General features: G+C 66.8%; 18 protein-coding genes. 7 read left to right on the forward strand and 11 right to left on the reverse strand.

The annotated features are described in order from the left end of the window. The first annotated feature begins 3 nt into the window (after positions 1–3). Positions 4–495, forward strand: coding sequence for a hypothetical protein (locus tag J7I79_RS14755; RefSeq protein WP_214954368.1), 492 nt, complete (start codon positions 4–6; stop codon positions 493–495). A gap of 40 nt (positions 496–535) precedes the next feature. Here the strand turns inward: J7I79_RS14755 and J7I79_RS14760 are convergent, their stop codons facing one another. Together J7I79_RS14760 and J7I79_RS14765 are read right to left on the reverse strand one after the other, a co-directional pair. Continuing rightward, the gene (locus tag J7I79_RS14760) at positions 536–1171 is read right to left on the reverse strand and encodes a LysE family translocator (RefSeq protein WP_214954369.1); all 636 of its coding nucleotides are present in this window, start codon (positions 1169–1171) and stop codon (positions 536–538) included. A 37-nt stretch (positions 1172–1208) separates the two neighbouring features. Further along, positions 1209–1487 (reverse strand): hypothetical protein, encoded by a 279-nt coding sequence (locus J7I79_RS14765; RefSeq protein WP_214954371.1) that lies wholly within the window; start codon positions 1485–1487, stop codon positions 1209–1211. 331 nt (positions 1488–1818) lie between these two features. Between J7I79_RS14765 and J7I79_RS14770 the strand changes: the two genes are divergently transcribed. Then, entirely contained in the window at positions 1819–2463 is a 645-nt protein-coding gene (locus J7I79_RS14770) for a hypothetical protein (protein WP_214954373.1), read from the forward strand. A gap of 28 nt (positions 2464–2491) precedes the next feature. On the opposite strand, the gene J7I79_RS14775 is transcribed toward J7I79_RS14770, so the two are convergent. Together J7I79_RS14775 and J7I79_RS14780 are read right to left on the reverse strand one after the other, a co-directional pair. Then, on the reverse strand, positions 2492–3991 hold the full coding sequence (locus tag J7I79_RS14775; protein WP_214954375.1) for an amino acid permease: 1500 nt from the start codon (positions 3989–3991) through the stop codon (positions 2492–2494). A 344-nt stretch (positions 3992–4335) separates the two neighbouring features. Continuing rightward, the gene (locus tag J7I79_RS14780; protein WP_214954377.1) at positions 4336–5253 is read right to left on the reverse strand and encodes an SDR family oxidoreductase; all 918 of its coding nucleotides are present in this window, start codon (positions 5251–5253) and stop codon (positions 4336–4338) included. Between the two features lie 231 nt (positions 5254–5484). Between J7I79_RS14780 and J7I79_RS14785 the strand changes: the two genes are divergently transcribed. From J7I79_RS14785 to J7I79_RS24270, 4 genes are all read left to right on the forward strand, one after another. Further along, the gene (locus J7I79_RS14785; RefSeq protein WP_214954379.1) at positions 5485–6312 is read left to right on the forward strand and encodes an IclR family transcriptional regulator; all 828 of its coding nucleotides are present in this window, start codon (positions 5485–5487) and stop codon (positions 6310–6312) included. A 215-nt stretch (positions 6313–6527) separates the two neighbouring features. Next, a complete protein-coding gene (locus J7I79_RS14790) occupies positions 6528–8255 on the forward strand; it encodes a urocanate hydratase (RefSeq protein ID WP_214954381.1) in 1728 nt (575 codons plus the stop codon). Then, a complete protein-coding gene (gene hutH, locus J7I79_RS14795) occupies positions 8252–9844 on the forward strand; it encodes a histidine ammonia-lyase (protein WP_214954383.1) in 1593 nt (530 codons plus the stop codon). Before J7I79_RS14790 ends, hutH begins: the two co-directional genes overlap by 4 nt. A 165-nt stretch (positions 9845–10009) precedes the next feature. Beyond that, positions 10010–10246 (forward strand): hypothetical protein, encoded by a 237-nt coding sequence (locus J7I79_RS24270; protein ID WP_251042834.1) that lies wholly within the window; start codon positions 10010–10012, stop codon positions 10244–10246. Positions 10247–10256: 10 nt separating this feature from the next. On the opposite strand, the gene J7I79_RS14800 is transcribed toward J7I79_RS24270, so the two are convergent. The 7 genes from J7I79_RS14800 to J7I79_RS14830 all read right to left on the reverse strand — a co-directional run bounded on the left by J7I79_RS14800 (position 10257) and on the right by J7I79_RS14830 (position 16850). Beyond that, the gene (locus J7I79_RS14800; RefSeq protein ID WP_104173753.1) at positions 10257–10493 is read right to left on the reverse strand and encodes a hypothetical protein; all 237 of its coding nucleotides are present in this window, start codon (positions 10491–10493) and stop codon (positions 10257–10259) included. 178 nt (positions 10494–10671) lie between these two features. Continuing rightward, positions 10672–11532: a phosphogluconate dehydrogenase C-terminal domain-containing protein gene (locus J7I79_RS14805; protein WP_214954385.1), complete on the reverse strand. Its 861-nt coding sequence runs from the start codon at positions 11530–11532 to the stop codon at positions 10672–10674. A gap of 1 nt (position 11533) precedes the next feature. Further along, positions 11534–12367 (reverse strand): sugar phosphate isomerase/epimerase, encoded by an 834-nt coding sequence (locus J7I79_RS14810; protein ID WP_214954387.1) that lies wholly within the window; start codon positions 12365–12367, stop codon positions 11534–11536. Then, positions 12364–13176 (reverse strand): triose-phosphate isomerase family protein, encoded by an 813-nt coding sequence (locus J7I79_RS14815; RefSeq protein ID WP_311380586.1) that lies wholly within the window; start codon positions 13174–13176, stop codon positions 12364–12366. Before J7I79_RS14815 ends, J7I79_RS14810 begins: the two co-directional genes overlap by 4 nt. Further along, positions 13160–13630, reverse strand: a complete 471-nt coding sequence (locus J7I79_RS14820) for a ribose-5-phosphate isomerase (RefSeq protein ID WP_214954391.1) — start codon at positions 13628–13630, stop codon at positions 13160–13162. The genes J7I79_RS14815 and J7I79_RS14820 overlap by 17 nt, the downstream gene beginning before the upstream one ends. After that, the gene (locus tag J7I79_RS14825; RefSeq protein ID WP_214954394.1) at positions 13627–15384 is read right to left on the reverse strand and encodes a dihydroxyacetone kinase family protein; all 1758 of its coding nucleotides are present in this window, start codon (positions 15382–15384) and stop codon (positions 13627–13629) included. The genes J7I79_RS14820 and J7I79_RS14825 overlap by 4 nt, the downstream gene beginning before the upstream one ends. Before the next feature lie 101 nt (positions 15385–15485). Then, positions 15486–16850: an MFS transporter gene (locus J7I79_RS14830; protein ID WP_214954396.1), complete on the reverse strand. Its 1365-nt coding sequence runs from the start codon at positions 16848–16850 to the stop codon at positions 15486–15488. 215 nt (positions 16851–17065) lie between these two features. On the opposite strand from J7I79_RS14830, the gene J7I79_RS14835 reads away from it, so the two are divergent. Continuing rightward, entirely contained in the window at positions 17066–17809 is a 744-nt protein-coding gene (locus J7I79_RS14835; RefSeq protein ID WP_214954398.1) for a FadR/GntR family transcriptional regulator, read from the forward strand. Positions 17810–17831 lie beyond the last annotated feature (22 nt).

Genomic DNA, 17831 nt, shown 5'->3' on the forward strand with positions numbered 1-17831 from the left:
TTCATGCGTAGCCGCATCGCGTTCGCTGTCATTACCGCTGTCTGTATCGGACTGGCCACCGCCTGTGGAGCACCCGCCGATCTTCAACTGAATCCTGCGGAAACCACGGTGGAGTACAACTTCCGTGACAGTTCCGTCCCGCCTCGGTACCACCGCAGCTACCTCATCAAAGCATCGGCGACGGAAGCCAGCATCACCGTGGATTCCTACGGAGACGTGCTTCGACAGGAAACAGCCGTGATGCCTGCCGAAACCTGGGCAAAGGTCATTGAATTGGCGGGCACCCTGCCTGGGCGTTCCCACGATATTGCCGCACCAAAGCCAGGCTGCACGGGCGGTACCGCCTCAAAGGTCATTGTCCGGGACGGCGGCCAGGTGCAGTACTCGAAGTCAGCCGAGAACTGCGGTGGCGGATCGGACGAGCCATTGACGGACACAGCGGCCCCCCTTGAAGGGCTGTTCGACATGAACGACCTGCTGAAAACCAGCGGCTGAAGCAGGGAACCCCCTTGGATCGGGATGGTCGCGTCGCGAGTTAGTTTTTGGTGCCCGTCAAAGCGAGGGTCCCGCCCAGGGCGATCATCATGGCGCCGCCGGTGGTGCTGAGCCTCGAGATGCGCGTGGGGGAGCGGGCGAACCACTGCCGGGCTGTGCCTGCCACGAGGGCCCAGATGCTGTCGGAGACCAGGGCGATCAGCAGGAAAACCGCCCCCAGGATAGCCAGCTGCAGCGGGATTGCACCGGAGGTGTATTCCACGAACTGCGGCAGCACGGCCACGAAAAACACCAGTGACTTCGGGTTGGTGGCACCCACAATGAAGCCTTCCCGGAGAACCCGGAAAGTGGAGGCGGAACGCGAAGGATCGGCCGCCGTCGTGCTTCTCCCGCGGTGCCTGATGGCCTGGATGCCGAGGAAAACGAGGTACGCGGCGCCGGCGAACTTCACGATCGTGAAGAGCAGCACGGACTGCGCCAGCGCAACCCCGACGCCGAGCGCCACCGCAACGATCTGGGGAATCATTCCGAGCGCGTTTCCCAGGACGCTCAGCAGGCCGCCCTTGCGGCCCAAGGCCAGGCTGCGTCCGATCACAAACAGCACACTGGGCCCGGGAACGGCGATCAGAACGGCGGCGGCCAGGGCAAACGTCAGCAGATTGCTCAGTGGAACCATGCCTGATTCTAGCGCCGCCGGTCTGTCGGATCGGATGCTAGTCCGGCCGCCTCACCTGGCGGTAGTCGTAGTAGACGAACTCGGGAACGAGGTCGGGATGGGCGTCGGCCGACGTCCGCAGGCCAAGCGACGTACCGCGGATCACAGCCACCACGCCGAGCCGGCGGCCGTTGAAGGGGTCATCACCGAGTACAACGTCCCCGATCTTGAACGGCACCGAGGCCGTGCGCACCTTCTCGGCCGCGTCGTTGAGCCAGCAGATCAGGCGGCGCCTGTCGCGGGGGAGGGCGGGCTGGGAGACTCGAAGATCCTTCATCGAAACCACTCCTTTGCAGTGCCTGGACCAACAGGACTCGCAGGCGGTCCGGATGCTGCGGCAATGGGTTCAAATCGTCCGGTCTGCGCCTGCTGACCACTCTAAAAGTCAAACCCCACGCGTCGCACGCGTAACTCCTACCCCTTCTGTACCGTCCGACACTCGAAATTTTTACCGGACTACTTGGCCCCTTTCGTGACGGGAGGGCAGGTGGCAACCGGGCGGCGGCCTGAGTGACTGCCCGCAAAGACAGGTAGGGCGCACCTGTGCGGGCACGCCGCCGCGGCCCTACGCTCGGGGACTACGGCCCGCGACGTCCTTAGGGGCGGCTGTGCGAAAAAATTCATCCGGCAGGAAGATTCCCGGGCAGGTGGGAGTTGCCGCTGCCACCGTCGCCATGGCGGCCCTTGTGGTGGGCCTGGCCCAGATCCCCGGCGGAGCCGGGACGGCGGCGGGCGGTGCAGCTCCGCTCACCCCGCCCGCAGCTCAGGCGACAACTGCCGAGGGGCCCGCTGGTCCGGCGCCGGCTACGGCGGACCCCGCGGCGACAGCTCCGGGTCCGGCAGCCACGCCGACGGCGGGCCAACCGCCGGGTGGCCAGCCGCCGTCCTCCGCTGCTGCACCGCCCGCTGCACCGCCGTCGTCCGGGCAGCAGCCGCCCGCGAGCGAACCGGTCGGCGCAACCCCCGATGCGCAGGCAGTCCAGCGCGTGACGGACAGCTGCAGCCGCCGCCTGCAGAGCGACGCGGCCAACTCCGGGATTGTCAGCGGAACTGTTGTGCCGCGGCCCTACTCGCTGGTTTCCGTGGAGTATGCCGGAATCCCGCACCGGTCAACGGCGGGTCCCGGCCTGGAGTCCTACGACGTCGAAATCTCCGTCACCACACGGCCCTTGGACGGGCCGGCCCAGACTGACCGGCGGGTGTGCCGTGTGTATGACTACGATTCGCACGTCGACTGGCTTCCGGCCGGATGACACATCAGGTGTTGTGGCCCGGCACGTGTCAGCGCAGGGCTTCCACCACAGGGATCGACGCCGTCTCATCCACCAGTTCCGCACGGGAACGGCCGTGGCCGCGGACCCACAGCCGGTATGCCAGCACGAGCACTCCCAGCCACACAGCGCCCACGTAGAGGGCGACCCGGGAGTCTTCAAAGGCGCCCAGGATGACGATCACCATGGCCATGAACGCGATGGTCAGGATGGATGCCGCCGGCCACCAGGGCGACGGGAATTCCGACGCCGGCAGGCCCTTGCGTGCTATCTCGCGCTTCATTGCCACATGGGATGCCAGGATCATTACCCACACCCAGACGGTGGCGAAGGTCGCGATCGAGGCGATCAGCAGGAACACGTCCTTTGGCATGACAGCATTCAGGACCACGCCCACCAACAGGACGACGGCCATCATCACCACGGTCATCCACGGCACCCCGTGGCGGGAGACCTTGCCGAAGCTGGCGGGTGCGTGGCCCTGCCGGGCTAGCCCGAAGAGGATGCGTCCGGCACCAAAGATGTCGCTGTTGATGGCCGACAGGGCCGCGGTAATCACCACGGCGTTGAGGATGTGCGGGGCGGCCGGAATGCCGAGGCCGCTGAAGATCTGGACGAACGGGCTGCCGTTGGTGCCCACTTCGTTCCACGGGAACAGGCTCATCAGTACGGCCAGGGTCAGAACGTAGAACAGCAGCACGCGCACGGGGACGGTGTTGACTGCCTTGGGAATGACCTTCTTGGGATCGGCCGCTTCGCCGGCCGTGACGCCGATGGTCTCGATCCCGCCAAAGGCGAACATCACGACGGCGAACGAGGCCAGGAGCCCTTCGAAGCCGTTGGGGAACAGGCCCCCGTGCTCCACGAGGTTGCCGACACCCGGGGCCACTGTTGCCCCGCCGGCCTGGAAGCCGAAGATGATGATGGCGGCGCCGCCGGCGATCATGGCGATGATGGCCACCACCTTGATCAGTGAGAACCAGAACTCCAGCTCGCCGAAGACCTTGACGCTGAGCAGGTTCAGGGCCGCCAGGAAGAAGATGATGGCCAGGACCCAGATCCACCGCTCCACTTCCGGGAACCAGAACCCCATATAGATGCTGAAGGCGGTGACGTCCGCGATGGCAACGATCGCCATCTCGAAGACATACGTCCAGCCGGTCACGAAGCCGGCAAGCGGGCCGAGGTAGCGGCTGGCGTACTGGCCAAAGGAACCGGAAACGGGGTGCCGTACGGCCATCTCGCCGAGTGCCCGCATCACCATGAACACGGCCGCGCCGCCGATCATGTACGCGAGGAGTACCGCCGGGCCGGCCTTCTGGATGGCGGAGGCCGATCCATAGAAGAGCCCCGTGCCGATGGCCGATCCGAGGGCCATGAAGCGGATGTGCCGGACATTGAGTCCGCGGTTCAGGACGGTGTCGACGGCGGCGCCGACCGCGCCGGACGCGCCGGTGCCGCCGGACTTTCCGGCAGGGGCCGGTTTCGTTGCTGTTGGGGCTTGTTGCATGCGAATACCTTCTCGTCATTGGGAGGGGGATCGCTATCCAGCAGACCACTTTCGCGCCGTCCGTGATGAGACTCACGGCGCTTTGGTGTCTTTCATTCCAGACTGTTCGGTTCCGGAATTCTTGCGCGAACGGACAGTTGCGGCCCCGCCGCCGCATGAAAAATGTCAGTGCCTCCTGGGATGCTGTGGGAATGGAAGGCAGTGCCGTGGCGGGGGCGTTGGAGGCCGTGGAGGCTTCCGTCGCGGCGTTGGCTGGTGGGCTCCGCGGCGGTTCTGATGGTCCGAGACCCGCGAGGACTCCCAGGATTGCGCCGCGCCCGCACGGGCAGCGGCTTGACAGAGCCTCAGCGGTAGCCGGTGGCGTCAGCCGGGCGTCCGGCCTCTTGGACCTCTACCAGATAACGCCAGCAGTCCGGGCGCGAGCCGTCGGTGTCGGTGAAGCCGTACTCCAGCGCCAGGCCGCCGGACGAGAAGGAGCCGCCGGTGCGCCGGTTTACGTCAGGGTCCGCCGCCAGGGCTGCCGCGGCGCGGCCCACGAAGCGCGTGCTCTCGGAGATTGCGGCGAAGTGGGGCTGTGCGGCCGCGGCGTCCCGCCAGTTGGCTTCCGAGACGCCGAAATGCTCCAGCATCATTTCGGAGCGCATCCAGCCCGGCGTGAGCGCCACCGCAGTGCAGCCGAACGGCTTCAGTTCCTCCGCCTGGCTGAAGGCAAGCCGCAGCACCGCGTTCTTGGCCTGGTCGTAGAACGTCGAGACCCGGTAATGGTCCGCGTTGTATTCGCGGGTGCCGTCGGTCATTTCCACCACCAGACCGCCGGGATTCCGGATCAGCAGCGGCAGCGCGAAGTGGCTGGTGATCAGGTGCGTATCGACAGCGGTATGCAGCATCCGCAGGCCGGAGCCCAGATTGTGCGACCACACCGGAGTGTCCCATTCGATGAGGTTTTCCCCGCCCCAGATGTCGTTGACCAGGATGTCCAGGCGCCCTTGTTCGTCGTCGATCCGCTGCACGAGCGACTCCACCGCCGCCGGATCCAGGTGGTCCACACCGGCGGCGATGCCCACCCCGCCAGCGGCCGTGACCTGCACGGCAGTGTCCTCGATAGTCTCCGGCCGGCCGTAATCTGACCTTTGGCCCTGGGTGCTGCGTCCGGTGCAGTACACGGTGGCCCCGGCTTCTCCGAGCGCGACGGCGGTGCCGCGTCCTGCTCCGCGGGTGGCCCCGGCGACCAGGGCGACTTGTCCTGCCAACGGTTTGGTCATAGCTGCGTTCCCCACACTTATGCTTTGGCCGCCACGGCGGCGCGGCAACGGTCCGTGACCTCCATCGAAGCACCGGCCGCGCCTTCCCTGAGCGAACGTCTGGTATCCCGGACAGCTATGTGGTTCGATGGCGTGTAGGGAGGCTCCTCCAGGGCGCACGCTTAAGTACGGGATACCGGACACCTGCCCATCATTAGTCGAAGGGTCCGCCCGCGAACGATGGAGGACGGCATGGCCGATGACGAGGCGCCCGTACGGGTGGCGTCAAAGACGGCAGCAAAGGTGACGTCGAAAGTTCCGGCGGCAGAAAACACCCTGCGCATCCTCAAACTGCTGGCCTCCAAGCGCGGTCCCATGGCGGCGTCGAACATCGCCACCGCGCTGGGCCTGCCGCGCTCAAGCGTCTACCACCTGCTGGGGGTTATGGAGGCAAACGGCTTCGTGATGCACCTGCATGAGGAGCAGCGGTACGGGCTGGGCATCAGCGCCTTCGAACTCAGCTCCGCCTATTCGCGCCAGGAACCGCTGTCCAGGATTGGCCGGCCGATGCTCGCCTCGCTGGTGGACGTCATTGGTGAAAGCGCGCACCTGGCGGTGCTCCATGGCCGCGACGTGCTGTACATCGTGGAGGAGCGCGCCAAGAACCGCCCGTCCCTGGTGACCGACGTCGGCGTCCGGCTGCCCAGCCACCTCACCGCCAGCGGGCGGGCCATCCTCGCGGCCCTGCCCAAATCGCAGGTCCGCGCGCTGTACCCGAATGCCGCGGCCTTCTCAGCCCGGCATGAGGTGGAAGGCGCCATCATGAAGTACTCGGCGCTGTCCTCGCATTTGGACCAGGTCCGGCAGCGCGGCTACGCCACCGAACACGGCGAGGTAACCCCCGGCTTCGGCTCGGTTGCGGCCGCCGTGACGGACCACGTCGGATGGCCGACGGCGGCGGTCGCCGTGACCTTCCTCGAGGACAAGCTCCCGGCGGACCAGTGGCCCGCCCTCGCCGCCCGCATCCGGAAAGTGGCGGACGAACTCTCCGTGCGCATCCACGGCCGCCCCGCCCAGTAATTTCCTGCCCGACTGACTGGCACTAAACGTCGTCAAACCGGCTTTTCGCGACGTTAACTGCGAGCTAGTTGGGGGAGGGCGGGCGCGTCTGGAATCCCGGACAGCACTCGCCGGCAGGCCCTGTTTCCGCCCGTCCGGACAGGCTTTAGTGGATACAGAACCTCATTCCTCCCGAACCACCATCACCAATCACCAAGCACACGAAGGAGCCCCTCATGGCACCCGCCGATTTCACTACCGGTGCCCGCCCGGTCAAAGCAGCCCGCGGTACCGAGCTCACCGCCAAGTCCTGGCAGACCGAAGCCCCGCTGCGGATGCTGATGAACAACCTCGATCCCGAGGTCGCCGAGCGTCCCGATGACCTGGTGGTTTACGGCGGCACCGGCCGCGCGGTCCGGTCCTGGGCCGCGTTTGATGCGATCACCCGCACCCTGGAGACGATGGAGAAGGACGAGACCCTGCTGGTCCAGTCCGGGAAGCCGGTCGGGGTGTTCCGCACCAACGAATGGGCGCCGCGGGTGCTGCTGGCGAACTCGAACCTTGTCGGGGACTGGGCGAACTGGCCCGAGTTCCGCCGGCTCGAGGCCGAGGGCCTGATGATGTACGGGCAGATGACTGCCGGGTCCTGGATCTACATCGGCACCCAGGGCATCCTGCAGGGCACCTACGAAACCTTTGCCGCGGTCGGGCGCAAGCTCCAGGGCGAAGGCCGCATGGCTCCCAGCACGGGAACCGAAGGACCCCTCGCCGGGACCCTGACCCTGACCGGCGGCTGCGGCGGCATGGGCGGGGCGCAGCCGCTCGCGGTGACCCTGAACGACGGGGCGTGCCTGATCGTGGACGTCGACGAGACCCGGCTGCGCCGCCGCGTCGGCAAACGCTACCTCGACGAGGTCGAAACCGACCTCGACACCGCCATCGCCAAGGTCCAGCAGGCCAAGGACGAGCGCCGCGGCTGGTCCGTGGGCTATGTGGGCAACGCCGCGGAGGTCTTCCCCGAACTCCTGCGCCGCCACCAGGCAGGCGAGCTGAGCATCGACGTCGTCACCGACCAGACCAGTGCGCACGACCCGCTCTCCTACCTGCCCGAGGGCATCAGCGTGGACGAATGGCACACCGAGGCCGCTGCGGACCCGGAAGGGTTCACCAAGAAGGCCCAGGCCTCCATGGCGAAGCAGGTCCAGGCCATGGTCGGGTTCCAGGACGCCGGCTCCGAGGTCTTCGACTACGGGAACTCCATCCGCGACGAGGCCCGCACGGGCGGCTATGACCGGGCGTTCGAGTTCCCCGGCTTCGTCCCGGCCTACATCCGGCCGCTGTTCTGCGAGGGCCTGGGCCCGTTCCGCTGGGTCGCGCTCTCCGGGGACCCCGAGGACATCGCCGTGACCGATGCGGCGATCAAGGAGCTCTTCCCGGAGAACACGCACCTGCACAAGTGGCTCGACGCCGCCGCCGAGCGCGTGGAGTTCGAGGGCCTGCCGGCGAGGATCTGCTGGCTCGGCTACGGCGAACGCGCCAAAGCCGGGCTGCTGTTCAACCAGCTCGTCAAGGACGGCAAAGTCAAGGCCCCCATCGTGATCGGCCGGGACCACCTCGACTCCGGCTCCGTGGCCTCCCCGTACCGGGAGACCGAAGCAATGGCCGACGGCTCCGACGCCATCGCTGACTGGCCGCTGCTGAACGCCCTGCTGAACACCGCCTCCGGCGCCACCTGGGTCTCGATCCACCACGGCGGCGGCGTCGGCATCGGCCGCTCCATCCACGCCGGCCAGGTCTCCGTTGCCGACGGCACCGACCTCGCCGCGCAAAAACTCGAACGCCTCCTCACCAACGACCCCGGCATGGGCGTCATCCGCCACGCAGACGCCGGCTACGACCGCGCCCTCGACGTCGCCAAAGAACGCGGCGTCCGCATCCCCATGAACGAAGGAACTGCAAAGTGACTGTAATAACGCAAGCACCGCTCACCGTCACCCTCGGCTCCAGCGGCGTGACCCCCGAGGACGTTGTCGCCGTCGCCCGCCACGACGCAAAGGTGACCATCTCCCAGGAAGCCCTGGACACAGTTGCCAAGGTCCGCGCCCACATCGACGACCTCGCCCACAGCGAGGTTCCCGCCTACGGCATATCCACCGGCTTCGGGGCCCTGGCCAACCGGCACATCCCCAACGAGCTGCGCACCCAGCTGCAGAAGTCACTGATCCGCAGCCACGCCGCCGGCATGGGCCCGGCCGTGGAGCGTGAAGTAGTCCGCTGCATCATGTTCCTGCGCGCCAAGACCCTCGCCTCCGGCCGCACGGGTGTCCGGCCCGTCGTCCTGCAGACCATGGTGGACGTGCTCAACGCCGGCATCACGCCGGTGGTCCGCGAATACGGCTCGCTCGGCTGCTCCGGCGACCTCGCCCCGCTGTCCCACTGCGCCCTGGTGCTGATGGGCGAGGGTGAAGCCTCCGGTCCGGACGGCACGACCTACGGTGGGCGCGGCGAGGAACCTGTCGCTGTACTGCTGGCCGAGCACGGGATCGAACCCGTCACGCTCGCGGAGAAGGAAGGACTGGCGCTCGTCAACGGCACTGAGGGCATGCTCGGCATGCTGCTGATGGCCATCGCGGACATCCGCCAGCTGCTCACGACGGCGGACATCACCGCCGCGCTCAGCGTCGAGGCGCTGCTCGGCACGGACCAGGTGTTCCTCCCCGAGCTGCACGCCGCGCTCCGCCCGCACCCGGGCCAGGCCGCCAGCGCCGACAACATGCTGCGGGTACTGTCCGATTCCCCGATCGTGGCGTCGCACCGCATCAACGACACCAAGGTGCAGGACGCGTATTCACTGCGCTGCGCACCCCAAGTGGCCGGTGCCGTCCGCGACACGGTGGACCACGCGGCGCTCGTCGCCTCGCGTGAGCTCGCCGCAGCCATCGACAACCCCGTGGTCCTGCCGGACGGCCGGGTCAGCTCCAACGGCAATTTCCACGGCGCCCCCGTGGCGTATGTCCTGGACTTCCTGGCGATCACCGTGGCGGATTTGAGCTCCATCGCGGAACGCCGCACGGACCGCATGCTGGACCCGGCGCGTTCACACGGGCTGCCGGCCTTCCTGGCCGCGGATCCCGGGGTGGACTCCGGCCTGATGATTGCGCAGTACACGCAGGCAGGGCTCGTCTCCGACAACAAACGGCTCGCCGTCCCGGCCTCGGTGGATTCCATCCCGAGCTCCGCCATGCAGGAGGACCACGTGTCCATGGGCTGGCACGCAGCGCGCAAGCTGAGGAAGGCCGTGGAGAACCTGCGCCGCGTCCTGGCCATCGAACTGGTGACCTCGGCACGGGCCATCGACATGCGGACCCAGCTGTCCGGAGGGGAACTGACTCCGGGACCGGCCGGCACGGCCGTCATCGCGGCACTTCGCAACGTGGTGGACGGTCCGGGGACCGACAGGTTCCTGTCGCCGGAACTGGAGGCCGCAGACCGGCTCGTCGCGTCAGGCGAGGTCCGTGCGGCAGCCGAATCCGCCGTCGGAATTCTGGCCTAAAAATGAATATTGTGCATCACAAATGACAAATTCCCGGCGCCCCCGCAACACTTTGCGACACAACGGGCGGGGGCCCGGGAATTGTAGTAGAACTAAAGATGTAGTGATGAAGCCCACACCAACGATGTTGTGGCAAACGAACATATACAAAGGGGTAGAAGTTCAATGAAAGCACGGGGGACGGTTCTGTCCAGGCGGATGGCATTTGCTGCCACGGTTTCCGACTGGAGGAGCCTCAAAGCAGGCGAGCGGGTCGAAATCCTCAAGCACGCGCATGTGGTGGCTGCCGGTGAAGTTGAGGAAGTTTCCGTGAGTGGAAACGTGCTCTGGCTGGTGCCTTCAAGCCCGTCGGAAAACCAGCTGTTTATGAAATCCGACGGCGTACAAGTCCGCAGGACATGAGCCGCAGGAGTTAAGCGGCGATGTCCTCGTAGGTCTCACCGAACGGCACGGAGTCGTCCAGGGCCACAGTGAAGGTGCCGGGCTCGTGGCGGGTAACGCGGATACCGCAGTTACCGTCCTCGACGGCGGCTTCGATGAGTTCCTGGACGGCGTTCTCCAGGCCGTCGTGAAGCTCTTCGGCGGTCGCAAACGTCAGGCGGATCGATCGGACATTGCTGGTCTGGGATTCCATGATGGCTGAGCTCATTGCAGGACTTTCTCTATACTGATTGCCGGTTGGCCACAGACCAGTCTACCGGCGGTGTCAAAAAACGTAAGATGTCAGGCATTTGTCCCGCAGGGTTTCGGGTTCACCGAACCCCTGCGGGACAGCCTGTTTTAAGCCCCCCCTGGCGGGGCTGCGGCCCCTGACGGGGCCAAATCGCCTAGCGCTTGACGGCGTCGAGCTTGAGCATTTTGGCGATGACGCCGTCCAGTTCAGAGTCGTCGAAGATCTTCTTCCAGTCGTCCTTGATGATGGTGTCCTTGCCGTACTGGATGGCGATTTCGCACGCCTCGGAGAACGGATTGGAGCCACGGAGGGCGTTGGTCAGCGCGATCTGCACGTGGCCGAACAGCATGGCCTTGGCGGCTTCCTCCGGGACGCCGGCAGTGTGCACGGTCTCGTGCAGCGCCTCGTTGAGCAGGGTGCCGATCATGCAGGCCACGGTCTCCACCAGCGTGGGCTCGAGGATGGCCAACTGCTTCACGGTGACCCAGTGCACGTCGATGACGGGTGCGTAGATCGTGCGGATGACGGCCTCGGCCGAATCGCGGGTCGCTACCGGTGCGTCCTCGTCGATCGCGGCAACCACGTTCTGCGGGGCGCCTTCGCCGCCGAAGGTGTCGGCCCATTCCTCCTTGGTGGTGCGCTCCAGGAACACGGACGGGTGGCACGGGTGCGCCACGGCCTGGACCACGTCGTCGCGCCTGGCCAGCAGCCCGGCGTAGGCGGCGGCCGGGTCCAGGGTGAGCAGGATCGCGCCGGCCTTCATCTGGGGGACCACGCCTTCGGACACAATGCCCAGGACGGTGTCCGGGACGGCGAGGATCACCACATCGGCGCCCTTGACGGCGTCGTCCGTGGAGGTGATGTCGCGGCCTTCGGCGCGGATGCGGTCCTGGCCGGCGGAGGAGTTCTCGCTGTAGAAGACGGTGTGGGCACTCTTCCGGAGGTTCCGGGAAACGCGCATTCCCATTTTGCCACCGGCTCCGATGACGGCGACGGTCAATTGTTCTGCTGACATTTCACTTGCTCCTTAGGAAATCGATGCTTTGCTGGGTCCACTGGGTTTCGAGGCGGATGGTTTCCGCCTCGGAGTCCTGCCACGGCAGCCAGTGTTCGACGATCTGGTTGATGTTTCTCTCTTTGGGCTGAAACTTCCCGGCCATGTAGTCATAGTCGAGAAGGCCCTCGCCGAGGGGCGCGCCGGAGTACGTGAACCCGACCCACCCCTCCTTGCGGCTGAACGCAAAGTCTTTGATGTGCATGTTCAGGACGTACGGCGCGATGGCGTCAATCACCTCACGCGGCATCTCCAGCGCCGCGACCGTGTTGGCCGGGTCGCTGCAGATGCCCAGGTACGGGCTGTCCACGCGGCGGATCACGTCCAGGATCCGGGCGGTGGGGACCTGCTCGTAGGTTTCCACCGCGATCTTCACCCCGGCTGCCTCGAATTCCGGCAGGACCTCGGTGAAGATTGCTACCGCCTCGTCCGCCGTCGGGGTGTGGCCCGGGACGTTGAACATGGTCCGCAGCAGGGGAGATTCGAGGATCCCGGCGATGTGCAGGAACTTGCGCAGGTGCTCCGGGCGGATGCCCTTGGTGCCCAGTTCCAGCGCGACGCCGAGGCGGTCCGCGGTGGCCCGCACGGCTTCGAGTTCCGTCTCGGTCATGGATTCCAGCGGGGCGTAGTCGCAGATCTGGAAGAGCTCCACGCCCAGGGCCGCGGTCCGCTCCAGTGCCTGGTGGATACTCAGCGGCTCGGAGACCTGGTCCGAGAGCTGCCAGAAGAACGCGTAGCTGCTCAATCCAATCCGTGAGCCCAATTCAACTCTTGAGCCCTGGCCGAGGCGGCTCATGCGGCCGCCTTGTTCGCGGCAAGCCGTGCGGCTGCCTCGTCCAGGATGGCCTTGAGCGCCTTCGGATCGTGGGCGAAGCGGCCCAGGAACAGCCCGGCGACGGACATGTCGAGCTGGCTGATCAGGCCGGGGCCGGCGCTGCCGCCGTAAATGACCCGGCTCCCGGCCTGCCCGGGCAGGGAGCGAAGGTGCGCATCCAGCCCCGCGATGACGGCACTGATGTACTGCGGGGTGGCGGGTTCGGGTGCGCCGATGGCCCACTGCGGCTCGTAGGCCACGATGGTCCGGCCGGCGGGTCCGACAGACTGGGCACGAACCACGGCCGCGTCGATCTCGGCGCTGCAGAGGGTGACGGCCTCCTCCACGGAGCCCTGCACCAGCTCGCCGACACACAGGACGGGGGTCAGGCCGTTGCGGTACGCCGCGGCGGTCTTGAGCCCGATGATCCTGTCGTCCTCGCCGAAGATCCGGCGGCGTTCGGCGTGGCCCACTTCTGCGTACTTGCCGCCCAGTTCGGCAACGGTCTTGCCGCCGACCTCGCCGGTGTAGGGTCCTTCGTCTTCCCAGAAGATGTCCTGGGCGCCGGCGGCTGCCCCTGCGGTTCCGAGGATGCGGGCCGCTTCGGGCAGTACCGGCAGGGTGGGCAGCACGAATAGTTCGATGTCGCCGTTCTGGACCGCCGGGTGCGCGAACGCAATGGTGGCAACTTCGCGGCAGTATTCGAGCGTGCGCTGGTAGCCGAAGTACATCTTCAGGCTGACGCCGATTATGGCCTTCGGTTGTGTTGCTGTCTTAGCGGGAAGTGACACCTTCATAGTCCTTAATCAGGGTGACCTTTTCGGCCGAGGCGGAGGTCTCGTCAAAGGTGTAGGTAAGCCATTCGCGGGCGAGCCGGCGGGCCAGTTCCAGTCCGACGACGCGCTGGCCGAAGGTGAGGACCTGGGCGTTGTTGCTCAGCACGGAGCGTTCCACCGAGAAACTGTCGTGCGCGGTGACGGCGCGGACGCCGGGGACCTTGTTCGCGGCGATGGCCACGCCGAGCCCGGTGCCGCAGATCAGCAGGGCACGGTCGGCCTTGCCGGCGGCAATCAGTTCGGCGGCGGCGATGGCCACGGACGGGTAGGGGGTGTGGCTGGTGGCATCCACCCCGACATCGGTCACGGATTCAACCAGATCGGAGGCCTCAAGATCAGCCTTCAGGGCTTCCTTGTACTCGAATCCGGCGTCGTCGGCTCCGATGACCAGGCGCAGTTTGGCGCTCATGCTTTCTCCTTAATAGATGTCTGTTCGATGAGGGTGTTGTGGATGGCCCGGACGATCAGTGCCATGGACACCGCTCCCGCGTCGGGAGTGCCGAGGCTCTTCTCGGCGTGCGGGCGGGCGCGGCCCATGAGGGGCAGCAGCTGGGCGGTGTCTTCTGCGGCCTGCTGGGCGACGGTCGCGGCGGCGCCCCAGGCGTCGGTGAGGGACCGCCCGGCATTCACGCCGGCTGCCAGGGCGTCGCGGAACGGGACGAGGACATCCACCAGGGTCTTGTCCCCGGGCTTGGCCTTGCCGAAGTCCATGATCGCGGCCGCAGCGCCGGCGACTCCGGCGGCGACAGCTTCGGCGTCGGGGGCTTTGGTGTCGCCCACGGCGTCACCGACGGCCCGCAGGGCCATGCCCCAGAGGGCGCCGGAGGTGCCGCCGGCCTTGTCCGCCCAGGCGTCCCCGGCGAAGTAGAGCGTTGTGGCGGTCCCGGCGCCGCGGGCGACGGCGTCCGTTGCGGATTCGACGGCGGCGCGGACGCCGCGTTCCATGCCGATGCCGTGGTCGCCGTCGCCGGCGATCGCATCGATCCGGCCGAGTTCATCGGCGTTGGCGACCACCACGTCTTTCGCGGCGCCGAGCGCGGCGAGGACCCGGACGGCGCCGGCGCGGGACTCGTCTGCGGCGTCAGGGATGGAGAGTTCGACGTCGGCAATCTCGCCGCCGCCGCCGGCGTCCAGGGCCGCCGCGGTGACTGCACCGCGGCGGAAGGCGGGGGCGTCGGCGGGGGCGTTCCAGAGTGTCTCGAGTTCGTCGTCGAGCCAGAAGAGGGTGAGGGAGGTGCCGGCCATGTCGAAGCTGGTGACGAGTTCGCCCACCTGCGGGTCCACCGCCTCCAGGCCGGCCTCGGCGAGGAGCTGGGCGACGCGGCGGTAGACCACGAAGAGCTCTTCGTACTTGACGCTGCCCAGGCCGTTGAGGATGGGCACCACGCGCGCGCCGGCTGAACCCTTTGCGAGGGTGATGCCGTCTGGTATTTCGGTGAGGAGCTTGGCGACCAGCAGCTCGGCGAGTTCATCCGCCGTCGGGATGTCCGTTTCGCCGATGCCGGGTTCGCCGTGGATGCCCATGCCAACCGCCATCCGGCCCTCGGGAACGGAGAACAGCGGGTGATCCGCGCCGGGCAGGGTGCAGCCGGTGAAGGCCACGCCGAAGGAACGTGTACGGTCGTTGGCCCGCTCCGCGACGGCGGCGACGTCGTCCATGGGGTAGCCGGCCTCGGCGGCTGCGGCGGCCACCTTGAAGACGGTGAGGTCGCCGGCGATGCCGCGGCGTTTGGTGCGTTCGGCCAGCGGGGCGGAGGAGACGTCGTCGGTGACGGCGATGCTGCGGCAGTTGATGCCTTCCTTGCGGAGGCGGTCCTGAGCCTGGTTGAAGTGCAGGACGTCGCCGGCGTAGTTTCCGTAGCCCAGCAGGACGCCGGCGCCGTTGTTGGCGGCTTTGGCCACGTTGTAGACCTGCTGGGCGGAGGGAGAGGCGAAGAGGTTGCCCATGGCTGCGCCGTGGGCCAGGCCCTGGCCGACGAGGCCGGCGAAGGCCGGGTAGTGGCCGGATCCGCCGCCGATCACCAGCGCCACGGTATCCGGGGTGCTCTGGGTGTTGCGGACAACGCCGCCGGAGACGCGCTTTACCCAGCGGCCGTGGGAGGCGACGAAGCCTTCGATCATCTCGTCAGCGAAAGCTGCTGGTTCATTGAACAGGCGGGTCATGGGAAAGCTCCTGGAGTTATTGCTCGCTCCGGTGGCTCGACCACCGGGTTGTTGGGTTGGTGCGGAGGCGTCCCCGGGCAAGGGGGACGCCTCCGGGTCTGTTACGGCTCGGCGTGGTGTCCGGCCCCCGCGGGGTCCAGGGCTTCAGCCGGGATGCCTTCGCTGACCTTGCCGGAGCGGCTCAGCGCCACCATGAGGATGGAGGACAGGAGCATAAAGCCGCCGACGACGAACATCGGCACCGTGTACCCGCCGGTCAGGTCCTTGAGCCAGCCGGTGACGTAGCCGGCGCTGAAGCCGGCCAGGTTGCCCACGGTGTTGATCAGGGCGATGCCGGCGGCGGCTGCTGCGCCGGTGAGGAACTGGGTGGGAACGGTCCAGAAGTTGGGCAGTGCGGCGAAGATGGACATAGCCGTGATGGTGATGACGGCGATCGTGGCGGCCGGCGAGCCGGCGAACAGGGCCAGCGGGATGCTCAGGCCGCCGATGAGGGCCGGAAGGGCGATGTGCCAGGTCTTGACGCCGCGTTTGGTGGCGTCCTTGGACCAGAAGTACAGGGCGAACGCCGCCGGCAGGTACGGGATGGCGGTGATGAGGCCCTTCTGGAGCACATCGAACTTGGTGCCGTAGATGCCTTCGAAACCGGCGATGATGGTCGGCAGGAAGAATCCGAGGGCGTACAGGCCGTAGATGAAGCCGAAGTAGATGGCCGAGAGCATCCAGACCCTGCCGTTGCCGAAGACGGTGCGGACGCTGACGTGCTTGTTGCTGGCGGTGGTCGCCTTCTTTTCGGTCTCCAGGGCGCCGGTCAGCCAGGTTTTTTCCTCGGCGGTGAGCCACTTGGCTTTCGCGGGGGAGTCAGCGAGGTAGAACCAGGCGATGACGCCGACGATGATGGCCGGGAGCGCTACGCCGAGGAACATTACGCGCCAGCCGGAGAGGCCGAAGAGGCCGTGCTGCTGGATGAGGAGGCCGGCCAGCGGGGCACCAATGACGGTGGTCAGCGGCTGCGCCAAGTAGAAGAGGGCAAGGATCTTGCTGCGGTGCCGGGACGGAACCCAGAGGCTGAGGAAGAGGATGGCGCCGGGGAAGAATCCGGCCTCGGCCACGCCCAGGATGAAGCGCAGGATGTAGAGGTGCTCCACGCTGCCCACCCAGGTGAACAGCAGGGACACGATGCCCCAGCTGACCATGATCCGGGCCAGCCAGCGGCGGGCGCCGAACTTGTGCAGTGCCAGGTTGCTGGGTATCTCGAGCAGGATGTAGCCGATGAAGAAGACGCCGGACGCGAAGCCGAACTGCGCCGCAGAGAGGGCCAGGTCGGTGTTCATGCCGTTGGGGCCGGCGAACGAAATGGCCGTCCGGTCCAGGTAGTTGATGAAGAACATCAGGGCAACGAACGGCACCAGCCGGATCGCCACTTTCCTGATTGCAGATTTTTCGACCACCGATTGTGTGGTGTCCACGTTGACTCCTAGATGTTGATGTCCCGGCCGCATCCTGCGCTGGAGGCGTGGGGCTGGTTTCGAGGCTTAGCGCCGGGTGTGGGTATCAAGGTGGGGGGCTAGGCCTGTGACTTCCACCATAAGCCCGAATCGATAAATTGGTCAACCGGTTGACTGATTTATTTTTTGGGACCTGGAGGCCCTGAATGGCCGCGTCCGGTTGCTACGCTGAGACTGTGTCAGCAAACTCCGCCGCCTCGACGGCCAAAATCAGCGCCGCGCTCGGTTCCATGGGGCAGGGTTCTGTCGTCTCCGAGGTGGCCGAGAGGCTGATGGCCTACTTCACCAGCGGTGACATCGCCGCCGGCACCCGCCTTCCTGCCGAGCGCCAGCTGGCTGCTTCGCTCGGGGTGGGCCGCTCGGCGGTCCGCGAAGCGCTGGCCGCCCTGGAAATCCTGGGCATCGTGATCGTCCGCCCGGGGTCGGGGACGTACCTGCGCGACGGCGTCTCCGAGCTCCTGCCGCGGACCCTCAGCTGGGGGCTCATGCTGGGTGAGCCGAGGACGCGTGAGCTGGTTGAGCTGCGGAGCGGCCTGGAGGTTCAGGCCGGGCAGCTTGCGGCGGCCAGGATCTCGGACGAGGCACTGGGGCGCATGCGTGCCAACCTCGACGCCATGGAAAAGAACCTGGACCATCTGGCAGCATTCGTGGAGGCCGACGCCGCCTTCCACAAGGAAATCGCCACCAGTTCCGGAAACCAGGTACTGCAGGAGCTTCTGCAGAGCATCCGCTCGCTGCTGCGGATCTGGGTTGACCGTGCTCTGACGGATGAAGGGCACGCTGCCGCCGCGCTCGCAGAGCACCGGGCAATTTTCGAGGCGCTCGAATCGCATGATGCCGAAGCAGTCACGAAGGCCATGGCCTCCCATATGACTACAGCCTCGCGCCGTCTGCTGGCCGGGTACGACGCCGCGCAGTAACCAGTGGCGGACGGCCATTGAG

This window comes from Arthrobacter sp. ISL-69 (assembly GCF_018613775.1).
Lineage (GTDB): Bacteria > Actinomycetota > Actinomycetes > Actinomycetales > Micrococcaceae > Arthrobacter.

Excerpts from the sequence above, each read along its gene's own strand:
- J7I79_RS14755 (WP_214954368.1), top strand. The coding sequence starts at position 4 with ATGCGTAGCCGCATCGCGTTCGCTGTCATTACCGCTGTCTGTATCGGA.
- J7I79_RS14760 (WP_214954369.1), bottom strand. The coding sequence starts at position 1,171 with ATGGTTCCACTGAGCAATCTGCTGACGTTTGCCCTGGCCGCCGCCGTT.
- J7I79_RS14765 (WP_214954371.1), bottom strand. The coding sequence starts at position 1,487 with ATGAAGGATCTTCGAGTCTCCCAGCCCGCCCTCCCCCGCGACAGGCGC.
- J7I79_RS14775 (WP_214954375.1), bottom strand. The coding sequence starts at position 3,991 with ATGCAACAAGCCCCAACAGCAACGAAACCGGCCCCTGCCGGAAAGTCC.
- J7I79_RS14780 (WP_214954377.1), bottom strand. The coding sequence starts at position 5,253 with ATGACCAAACCGTTGGCAGGACAAGTCGCCCTGGTCGCCGGGGCCACC.
- J7I79_RS14785 (WP_214954379.1), top strand. The coding sequence starts at position 5,485 with ATGGCCGATGACGAGGCGCCCGTACGGGTGGCGTCAAAGACGGCAGCA.
- J7I79_RS14790 (WP_214954381.1), top strand. The coding sequence starts at position 6,528 with ATGGCACCCGCCGATTTCACTACCGGTGCCCGCCCGGTCAAAGCAGCC.
- J7I79_RS24270 (WP_251042834.1), top strand. The coding sequence starts at position 10,010 with ATGAAAGCACGGGGGACGGTTCTGTCCAGGCGGATGGCATTTGCTGCC.
- J7I79_RS14800 (WP_104173753.1), bottom strand. The coding sequence starts at position 10,493 with ATGAGCTCAGCCATCATGGAATCCCAGACCAGCAATGTCCGATCGATC.
- J7I79_RS14805 (WP_214954385.1), bottom strand. The coding sequence starts at position 11,532 with ATGTCAGCAGAACAATTGACCGTCGCCGTCATCGGAGCCGGTGGCAAA.
- J7I79_RS14810 (WP_214954387.1), bottom strand. The coding sequence starts at position 12,367 with ATGAGCCGCCTCGGCCAGGGCTCAAGAGTTGAATTGGGCTCACGGATT.
- J7I79_RS14820 (WP_214954391.1), bottom strand. The coding sequence starts at position 13,630 with ATGAGCGCCAAACTGCGCCTGGTCATCGGAGCCGACGACGCCGGATTC.
- J7I79_RS14825 (WP_214954394.1), bottom strand. The coding sequence starts at position 15,384 with ATGACCCGCCTGTTCAATGAACCAGCAGCTTTCGCTGACGAGATGATC.